The following is a 10,363-nucleotide window of genomic DNA, read 5'->3' on the forward strand; positions in this document are numbered from 1 at the left end:
GCCGGAGCCGGGTTTCCTGGAACCGCATGGCGCTTCCCTGCGCCGCGTACGCTTACTGGCGCGCGACCAGGCTGACGCCGTTGTAGGTGCTCTCGCCGACCAGCTTGATGTAGTAGGTGCCGGCCTGCGGCGCGGTGAAGCGCACCGTCTCGTTGTTGCCCGGACGGGTCGACTTGGCGTCGGCGTTGCCGGTGCCCGGCTCCTTGCCGAAGCTCACATACAGCGACACATTGCCGCTGCCGCCGTAGGTGAGGAAGCTCAGCACCGCACCGGCCTTGGCCTCGAAGCTGTACAGCGCCTCGTTGCCCGCGGCACCGGCCAGGCCCGCCACCGCCACCTTGTTGGTCAGCGCGGTCGCCGGCGGCGCGCATTGCTCGGTGGCCGGATCGCACGGCTCTTCCAGCGCCTTGGCCAGGGCGGCCTTGGCGTCGACGATGCCGGTGCCGATCGGGGTGCTGGACGGGATCGACACCGGGAACGGACGCGCGGTCTGCTTGAGCAGGGTTTCCAGCGCGGCCGGGGTCAGCGGCGCTTTGCCCGCGGCGATCAGCGCGCTCTGCACCAGCGCGGCCACCGCGGCCACGTGCGGCGAGGCCATCGAGGTGCCGCCCAGGCCCATGTAGGTGTAGCTACCGGAGGTCGGCGTGGTCGCGCCGCTGTAGCCGTTCTGCCAGATGTAGCCGCCCGGGTTGCCGTCGACGCTGCCGCCGCCGCCCGGACCGGACAGGTCCACCTTGGCGCCGAAGTTGGAGTAGTAGGTGATGCCGCCGGTGATGCGGGTGGCGCCGACCGCGATCACGTTGTCGCAGCTGGCCGGGCTGAAGTTGGCGGCATTGGCGGTGTTGTTGCCGGCGGCCACCACCACCGTGGTGCCGCGCGACACCGCGCCGTTGATCGCGTCCTGGGTGGCGCTGTCGCAGGCGCCGCCGCCGCCCAGGCTCATGTTGATGACCTCGGCCGGGTTCTGGTTGGCCGGCACGCCGGACACGGTGCCGCCCGAGGCCCAGACGATGGCGTCGGCGATGTCGGAGGTGTAGCCGCCGCACTTGCCGAGCACGCGCACCGGCAGCACGGTGGCGTTGGGCGCCACGCCGGCCATGCCGATGCCGTTGTTGGTCGCTTCGGCGACGGTGCCGGCGACATGGCTGCCGTGCCAGGAGCTGTCCTCGGCCACCGAGCCGGCGTAGCACTCGTTGTCGTTCTCGACCCAGTCGCCGTAGTCCAGCGCGCCCGGCACGCGGGCGTCGGTCGGACGCCGCGAGACCTCCTTGTCGGAGATGAAGTCGTAGCCCTGCAGCAGGTTCACCGCCACGTCCGGGTGATTCGGCAGGATGCCGGTATCGAGCACCGCGACGACGACACCGTCGCCCTTGGACACGTCCCACGCGGCCGGCAGGTTGATGCCGCCGGTGGCGTTGCTGTAGTGCCACTGATACTGCGCGTACAGCGGATCGTTGGGCACCAACTGCGGCTGCACCTGCGTCTTGGCCCGCAGCACGTCGACCGGCCGCAGCTTGGCGTCGACCTGCGCGTACTTCACCGTCGGGTCGGCGGCGATCTCCGCCACCACCTTGTCCAGGTCGGCCTTGCTCAGCTTGCCGGTCAAGCGGATCAGATCCGCGCCGATGCCCAGGGTCCGCACATACTCGGCGCGCACGCTGGCCGCCGCCGCGCGCGAAATGCCGTTGCTGCCGCCGAGGCTGGCACGGCCCACCGCCGACTGCACCGTCGACAGCTTGGCGCTGCGGTCGCTGGCCGCGGCGGTGCCGGCGTTGTAGCGCACCAGGATGCGGTTGGAGGTCACCGCATCGGCCGGCGCGGACCTGCCCGGTTCCTTGACCGGCAGCGGCGCCGAGGCGCTGGCCGCGATCGCGCTCGAGGCTCCCAGCGACATCGCCAGCATGGCGGCGGCGATGGCATTGATACGAAGGTTTTGCTTGTCGATCACGTTGACGTCCTCTTCAAAGTTTCGTGGATCAGGCGACAGTTGCGGCCGTAAAACTCCCTTTTCCGAATCCGTTGGCCGGCCCAGCCAAGGTCCTGTGGTCTGCCCCCTCAGGCCATTGCGTGGCGGACGGCGGCACGCGCCGCCGTCCGCGATGGATCACCAGCCGAAACCGGCACCGATGCCGATGGAGCTGTCGTCGCTGCTGAAGGCACCGCCGATGGTCACCGTGGCGCGGTCGCTGAAGGCGCGCTGGTAGCCCACCGACAGCGCCGACTCGCCGTTCTGGAAGCCGATGCCGGCACCGACCCGGTTCTGGGTGCGGATGCCGGCGGCGCTGGTGGCCATGTTGAGCATGGCCGCGCTCATCGCGCCCTGGCGGTCGATGCGGCGGTCCTGGTCGCGCAACCGCGCATCGACGTCGCCGCGCAGCACCTCGAAGCTGTCGGCCATGGTGCCGAAGCGCGCATCGGTGTACGACTTGGCCGTAGCCACGCCGTTGTCGAGCTGGCTCTTGTTGACCGCATCGGTGGCCTGGGTGCCGGCGGCGACGTTGGCGAGCTGACGCTCGTTGCCGGCGCTGCCGATGGAGACCGTCTGCGCGCGATCGGCCACCGACCCCTGCCCCAGGGCGACCGCCCCCTGCGCGGTGGCGCTGGCGCCCTGGCCGAGGGCGGTGCCCGAGGCCGCACTGACGCTGGCGCCCTCGCCCATCGCCACCGCGTTGGTCGCCACCGCCGCGATGTGGCTGTTGGCGCCCACCGCGGTGCTACCGTCGGCATTGACCTTGGCGTTGCTGCCGATGGCGGTGTCGTTGGGGCCGTGCGCGTAGGCGCTGCCACCGATGGCGGTGCCGGTGACGTCGTTGGCGCGCGCGGCGGTCCCCACCGCCGTGGCGCTGGAGGCGACCGCCGTGCTTTCGCCGACCTGCGCGGTGCCGATGCTGCCGGACACCGGCGTCGCCGCCGCCGCGGTTGCAGCGGTCGCGGCCGACGCCGCCGGCGCCGCTTCGGTGGCCTGCGCGGCCACCGCACTGGTGCCGACCATACGCGCGCTGCGTGCCGCAGTGCCGCTGCCGCCGGTGCGCGCATCCAGTTCGCTGACCTTGCCGTCCAGCGCCGCCAGCGCCGCACCGACGTTGTTGTAGCTGGCGCCCTGGATCACGTACGTGGGCGCCACGAACAGGCCCTGCGCGCCGAGTCCGGCGCCGCCGCCCAGGAACGTGGCCATATTGCTCAGCGACTGGTACAGCTGGCCGCCGTTGATCGCGTCGGTGCTGCCGGCGGCGACGCTGCCGGCGGTCAGGTTGACGATGCGCCGGGTCGCCGGGCCGCCACGGCCGTTGCCGCTGCCCAGCGACACGGTGTCGGCCTCGTACACCCGCGAACCGGCACCGAGCGCGACCGCGTTGTCCGCCGAGACGCCGGCATTGGCGCCGAGCGCGACGCCGTTGCTGCCGCTGTTGCGGACGAAGCTGTTGTAGCCCATCGCCACGCCGTTCTCGCCGATCGCGTTGGTCTGCAGGCCGATCGCGGTGCTGCGCGCACCGGTCGCCGAGCTGCCGGCACCGGTGGCGGTGGCACCGGCGCCGGCCGCGACGCTGCCCACGCCCAGCGCGGAACTGCGCAGGCCGCTGGCGGTGGCGCCGGCACCGGCCGCGGTGCTGTCCACGCCGCTGGCGCTGGCCACCGCGGTACCGGAGCTCTGGAAGCGCGCGCTGGTGTCGCCGGCCGCGGTGGCCACCGCGTCCAGCTGCGCCTTGTTCACCGCATCGGTGGCGTTGACCGCCGCGCCGACGTTGGTGATGCGGCGCGTGGCCGGCGCGGTGACGCCGTTGCCGCCGCCCACCGACACCACGTTGGCTTCGCTGGTGCGCGCGCCCGAGCCCAGGGCGACGCTGCCGGCGCCGCTGGCCGAGGCGTTGATGCCCAGCGCGGTGGCGTTGGTGCCGCCGTAGGCGAAGGCGTTCTGGCCGATCGCGGTGCCGCCTTGCGCCGTAGCCCAGGCGAACTGGCCGACCGAGGTGGTCTGCGCCGCCGTGGCCCAGGCCGAGGCGCCGAGCGCGGTCGCATCCTCGCCGGTGGCGCGGGCGCTGTAGCCCAGCGCCGCGGCATAGGCGCCGGAGGCGGTGCTGCCCCAGCCCAGCGCCGAGGCGTAGTTGCCCGCCGCCGCCGCGCCGTAACCGAACGCGCTGGTGCGAGTGCCACTGGCGGCGCTGAAGGCACCGACCGCGGTGCTGTAGTCGCTGCCGGCGTTGGCCTTGTAGCCGTCGGCCGTGGCCTGCAGGCCGCTGGCGATGGCACCGGCGCCACTGGCGCTGCTGAACGTGCCGCTGGCCTGCGCACCCGCGCCCAGCGCGGTGGCGCCGGCGGCGCTGGCGGTGGTGGTGCCGTCGAGCAGCACGTTGCCGGACGCGTCGGTGTAGTACAGCGAGCCGCCGATCGCGGTGCTGGATTCGCCGGTGGCGGTGGCGTTGTAGCCGGACGCGGTGGCGTAGCGGGCACCCGCGAGCGCGCCGCTGCCGAAGGCCGAGGCGCCGGTGCCGTAGGCGTTGCTGGCTTCGCCGGCGGCGGTGGCGTAATTGCCCTCCACGTAGCTGCCGACATCGTCGGCCGGGTCGCTGCCGCCGCTGGCCTTGAACTGCTTGCCGGTGGCGTCGGCGGACTGCTTCACCTCGTTCAGTTGCGCGACGTTGACCGCATCGGTGGCCTCGGTACCGGCGGCGACGCTGGTGATCTGCCGCTCCTTGCCGGCGCTGCCCACCGAGACGGTGTTGTCGCGCGACGCTTCGGAGTTCGCGCCCAGGGCCACGCTGTTGACGCCGGACGCATAGGCGCCGTAGCCGAACGCGCTGGCACTGTCGGCGCTGGCGTAGCTGAGGCTGCCGAGCGCGCTGCTGAAGTCGGCGGTGGCGCCGGCACCGGCACCGAACGCCGCGCTGTTGGCGCCCGAGGCCTCGGCCGGGATCAGGCCGAAGAACGAGGTGCCGCCGACCGCCACGCTCTCCTCGCCGGAGGCCACGCTGTACTCGCCCACCGCCACGCTGCCGCTGCCGGACGCGGTGGAGGAGACGCCGACCGCGGTGCCGTAGCTGCCGGAGGCCAGCGCGCCATAGCCCAGTGCCGAGGACAGGTAGCCGGTGGCCTCGCTGTAGCCGCCCAGTGCGGTGGCGCCGATGCCCGAGGCAGCGCTGCGGAAGCCGGTGGCCGTGGCCTGGTTGTCCGAGGCCACCGCTTCGTTGCCGGTGGCGGTGGCATAGGTGCCGCTGGCCTGCGCGCCGGCACCGCTGGCGGTGGCGCCGATCTCGCTGGCCTGGGCGTTGCTGCCGATGGCGATGCTGTTCTCGCCCGACGCCTGGCTGGCGTTGCCCAGCGCGACCGCATCGACCCCGCTGGACACGGCGTTGAAGCCGATCGCGGTCGCCCCGGCGGCCACGGCATTGGCGCCGCCGCCGAGCGCGGTGGCACCGTCGCCGGTGGCGTTGGCCGCCTCGCCGGCCGCCAGCGCATTGTCGCCGTCGACCAGGGCGCCGGCATCGCTGTCGGCACTGCCGCTGGCCTGGAAATACTTGCTGGTGGCCGCCGCCGCCTGCTTCACCGCATCCAGCTGCGCGACATTGACCGCATCGGTGGCCTCGGTGCCGGCAGCGACGTTGGTGATCTGCCGCTCCTGCCCGGCGCTGCCCACCGACACGCTGTAGGCGCGGTCGGCGACCGCCCCGGCACCCAGCGCCACCGCATTGGCGGCGGTGGCCTCGCTGCCGGCACCGATGCTGATCGCGCTTTCCGCGTCGGCCACGGTGTTGGTGCCGATGGCGATGGTGTTGACCTGGTTGCCCAGCGCCTGGAAGCCCATCGCCACGCTGTAGTTGCCGTAGCCGAAGGCGCCGCGACCGACCGCGGTGGCGCTCAGCCCCGGCGCCCAGCTGTTGAAGCCGATCGAAGTGGCGCCGCTGCCGCTGGCCCACGCCCCGGTACCGAACGCCGAGGCATTGGTGCCCGTGGCCCAGGCCGAGGTTCCGAACGCCGACGCGCCATCGGCCGTCGCCCAGGCATAGGCGCCGACCGCACTGGCGTCCTCGCCGCTGGCCCAGGCGTTGTCGCCCTGCGCCAGGCTGTAGTTGCCGGTCGCACGCGCCTTGTAGCCGCCGGCGGTGCTGTGGTCGCCGGTGGCCTGCGCACCATAGCCGGTGGCGGTGGCGACGCTGCCGGTGGCCTGCGCGCCCGCGCCGAGCGCGGTGGCGTTCTCGCCGGCATTGGCGCCGACCAGCACCGGCTTGCCGTCGGCATCGACGATCGGCTGGTTGTACTGGTCGTAGGCCTGGCCGCGGCCGCCGATGGCGGTGCCGCCGGTGCCGCTGGCGCTGCTGCCGTTGCCCAGCGCCACCGCGTCATCGCCCATCGCCGCTGCGCCGCTGCCGAACGCCGCCGCACCGCTGCCATAGGCATTGGCCGCATCGCCGGCGGCCAGCGCGCCCTCGCCGTCGGCATAGGCGCCGACCGTGCCGCCGCCGCTGTGGGCGAAGAACTTGGAGGTGCTTTCGGCGGTGGCGCGCACCGCATCCAGCTGCGCGAGGTTGACCGCATCGGTGGACTGCGTGCCCGCGGCGACGTTGACAACCTGCCGCTCGCTGCCGGCATCGCCGACCGAGACCGTGTTGGCCCGGCGCGCCACCGCGTTGGCGCCCAGCGCCACGCTGTCGGCCGCAAACGCGGTGCTGTAGTAGCCGAGCGCGGTGCTGTTGGCGCCGCTGGCCCAGGACTGCGCGCCCAGCGCGCTGGCATGGTCGCCCGGTGCATAGGCGAAGTAGCCCAGCGCGGTGCTCTGCAGGCCCGAGGCCTCGGTCATGCTGCCGCTGGCGGTGGACTCGTCGCCCGAGGCGATCGCGCCGGCGCCGAACGCGGCGGCATTGGCGCCGCTGGCCTGGGTCTGTACGAACAGGCCCAGCCCCGGAATCAGGTCGGCCGGACCGCCGACCGCGACGCTGCTGGTGCCGGTGGCCACGCTCTGCGTGCCGACCGCCGTGGCGTAGTCGCCGGTGGCGTTGGCCACCGCGCCGAAGGCCGACGCCTGCGCACCGCCGGCGTAGGCGCCCACGCCCACCGCCGAGGCGGCGAAACCGCTGGCATCGGCGCTGGCGCCCAGCGCGGTACCGCCGACCCCGGCGCTGGTGGCGCCGGTATCCACCGCCACGCCGCTCTTGGTGATCAGCGGCTCGCCGTTGGCGTCCACCGCCACCCCGCCGACCGCCACCGCCGCCGGCCCGGTGGCCTGCGCGTTGGTGCCGAAGGCGGCGCTGTTCTGCCCGGCGGCCACCGCGCCGCTGCCGACTGCGGTCGCCCCGCTGTTGAGCGCATCGGCGCCGGCGCCGAGCGCAGTGCTGCCGTTGCCGATGGCATTGGCGGCCTCGCCGGCGGCGAGCGCGTCGTCGCCTTCGACGTAGGCGCCGGCATCGCTGTTGCCGGCGCTGGCCTGCAGGTACTTGCCGGCCTCCTGCAACTGCGCCACGTTGACCGCGTCGGTGGCTTCGGTGCCGGCGGCGACGCTGGTGATCTGCCGGGTCAGGCCGTTGCCGACATCGCCGACCGACACGCTGTTGTCGCGCGCGGCATAGGAATGGGCACCGAGCGCGACCGCATTGGTCGGCGCCTGGTTGCGCGCATCGTCCAGCCAGGTGCTGACCCGCGCGCCGTAGCCGATCGCGGTGGCATCGCTGCCGTTGGCCTGGCTGTCGGTGCCGAGCGCGGTGCCGTTGCTGTGGTAGATCGACGTCACCGCACGTGCGCCCAGCGCGACGCTGTCGGGGTTCCAGGCGGTGGCCTTGTAGCCCAGCGCGATGCCGCTGTCGCCGGCGGCCAGCGCATAGCTGCCCAACGACACCGTGCGCGGCGCGAACGAACCGGCGCTGTGGCCGATGGCGACCGAATCGACGTTGCCCGGCAGGTTCGGGAACACGTTGGCGTTGTAGCCCAGCGCGATCGCGTAGTCGGACTGGCTCTGCGCGCCGGCGCCCAGGGCGATGCCGCCGACGCCGGTGGCGGCGGCGATGCCCACGCTGTTGCCGGCGCTGGCCGCGGCGGTGCTGACGCCGCCCACGGCGACGCTGTCGGTGCCGCTGGCCAGCGCGTTCATGCCCATCGCCACCGCACTGGTGGCGGTGGCGCGCGCGCCGATGCCCATCGCGGTGGCGTAGTCGCCTGCGGCGCGAGCGCTGTAGCCCACCGCCGTGCCCAGGTCGCCGGCCACTTCGGACAGGCCGCCGACCGCGGTGGCGCCATCCTTGAAGGTCTGCGCGTGATAGCCCAGCGCGGTGCTCTGCACACCGCCGGCCGAGGTGCCGGTGCCGACCGCGGTGGTCAGCGGATCCAGCGCCTGCGCGCCGCCGCCGACCGCGGTGGCGGCCACGCCCAGGGCCTGGGTGGTCTGCTCGCGGCTGCCGACGATGAAGCCGTTCTCGTCGTACTCGTACACCGTCGCGGTGCTGCCGATGGCCGTGGCCGAGGTGCCGACCGCCGTGGCATCGGTACCGACCGCACTGGCGTGGGCGCCGCTGGCGACCGCGCCGCTGCCCAGCGCCGAGGCGCCGAGGCCGGCGGCGGTGCTGGTGGACCCCACGGCGGTGGTGTAGTCGCCATCGGCCAGCGCATCGGCGCCGGCGGCGGTGGCCTGCTGGCCCTGCGCCAGCGCGGTGCCGTCGCCGCTGCCGGCGAACAGCCGCGCGGTGCCGTCGGCCACCTGCTTGACCGCGTCGAGCTGGTCCAGGTTCACCGCATCGGTGCCTTCGGTGCCGGCGGCGACGTTGGCGATCTGCCGCTCCTTGCCGGCGCTGCCCACCGAGACGGTGTCGGCGCGATCGGCGACCGATCCCTGGCCGAGCGCGACGCTGCCGCTGGCCGCGGCCTTGGCGCCGTAGCCCAGCGCGGTGGAATCGTCGGCCTGCGCCCAGGACGCGGCGCCGAACGCGGCGCTGGACGCGCCATCGGCCGAACTGAGCCAGCCGACCGAGGTGGAGAACGCACCGTTGGCCCAGGCGCCGGCGCCGAATGCGCTGCCGCCCTCGCCCTGCGCCTCGGTGGTGAACAGGCCGAGCACGCTGCCGCCAACCGCGGTGCTGGACGCCCCGCTGGCCAGGCTCGAATAACCCAGCGCCACAGCATTGCCGCCGCTGGCGTTGGCGCCGTAGCCGACCGCGGAAGCGAAGTCGCCGCCGGCCTGGCTGAAGCCGCCGTTGGCGGTCGCGGCCAGCCCTGTGGCGGCAGCGGAGAAACCGGTGGCGGTGCTCTGCAGGCCGTCGGCGCGTGCCGCCGTGCCCAGTGCGGTGGAGAACGCGCCATTGGCCTGCGCGCCGGCGCCGAACGCGCTGGCGCCCTGCTCGGCCGCCGTGGTGGTGCCTTCCAGCAGCACCTCGCCGTTCTCGTCGACGATCGACAACGCGCCGCCGACTGCCGTTGCCGAGGCGCCGACGGCGGTGGCGTTGCTGCCGACCGCAGTGGCGTTGCCGCCGAGCGTGGTGGCGCCGCTGCCCAGTGCGCTGGCGCCGTTGCCGATGGCGTTGGCGCCTTCGCCGGCGGCGATCGCATTGGCGCCCTCGACGTAGGCGCCGGCATCGCTGGCGTCGCTGCCGCTGGACTGGAAATACTTGGCGGTGGTGTCGGCGGTCTGCCTGACCGCGTCGAGCTGGGCCACGTTGACCGCATCGGTGGCCTCGGTGCCGGCGGCCACGTGGGTGATCTGGCGCTCGCCGCCGGCCTTGCCGACCGAGACGCTGTCGTCGCGGTCGGCCACCGCGTCGGCGCCCAGCGCCACGCTGTTGCGGCCCTGCGCGACCGCGCTGTTGCCCAGCGCGGTGCTGTTGAAGCCGCTGGCGCTGGAGAAGCCGCCGACCGCGGTGGCGTATTCGCCGGTCGCGTCGGCCGCCACGCCGACCGCGGCGCTGGCCGCGCCGGAGGCGATGCTCTCGGCGCCGAGCGCGGTCGCGCCATCGCCGCTGGCGGTGCTGTAGTAGCCGAGCGCGCTGGCTTCCACGCCGCTGGCGTCGCTGAGAGTGCCGCTGGCCACGCTGCCGTCGCCGCTGGCGTTGCTGGCCGCGCCGGTCGCGGTGCTCTGCGCGCCGCTGGCGTTGCTCTCGGCACCGACCGCGGTGGCGTAGTCGCCGCTGGCGCTGGCGTTGTCGCCGATCTGCACGGCCTGCGCCTGGGCGCTGCCGGGAAGGGCGCCGGCGCCCAGCGCCAGGGCGATCGCGCCGGCCAGGGCCAGGCCGTGTGCGCGTGCGGCACGGCGATCGCGGACGACCGCACCGCGGGCATCGCCGCTGGCCAGTTCCGACGCCACCACCCACATCCCCAACGCGTTGTTCCAGACCTTGCGATAAATCCGATTCATCGACGACTGCTCCTCAATTCGGCTGGTTTTTGGTCA

The 10,363-nt window shown here is 73.8% G+C and carries 2 protein-coding genes; both read right to left on the reverse strand.

Translation table 11 applies throughout. The features are described from left to right. Nucleotides 1-52: 52 nt before the first annotated feature. Nucleotides 53-1,948, reverse strand: a complete 1,896-nt coding sequence (locus SLW56_RS09545; protein WP_320694758.1) for a S8 family peptidase — start codon at nucleotides 1,946-1,948, stop codon at nucleotides 53-55. A 156-nt stretch (nucleotides 1,949-2,104) separates the two neighbouring features. After that, nucleotides 2,105-10,327 carry an ESPR-type extended signal peptide-containing protein gene (locus SLW56_RS09550; RefSeq protein WP_320694759.1) on the reverse strand — a complete coding sequence of 2,741 codons (8,223 nt, stop codon included), beginning with the start codon at nucleotides 10,325-10,327 and terminating at the stop codon, nucleotides 2,105-2,107. Nucleotides 10,328-10,363: the final 36 nt, after the last annotated feature.

Origin of the sequence: Xanthomonas sp. LF07-6, assembly GCF_034105445.1 — a bacterium.
GTDB classification, from domain to species: domain Bacteria; phylum Pseudomonadota; class Gammaproteobacteria; order Xanthomonadales; family Xanthomonadaceae; genus Xanthomonas_A; species Xanthomonas_A sontii.

What these genes read in the sequence shown, in the direction of transcription:
- SLW56_RS09550 (WP_320694759.1), bottom strand. Translation starts at nt 10,327, where the DNA reads ATGAATCGGATTTATCGCAAGGTCTGGAACAACGCGTTGGGGATGTGG.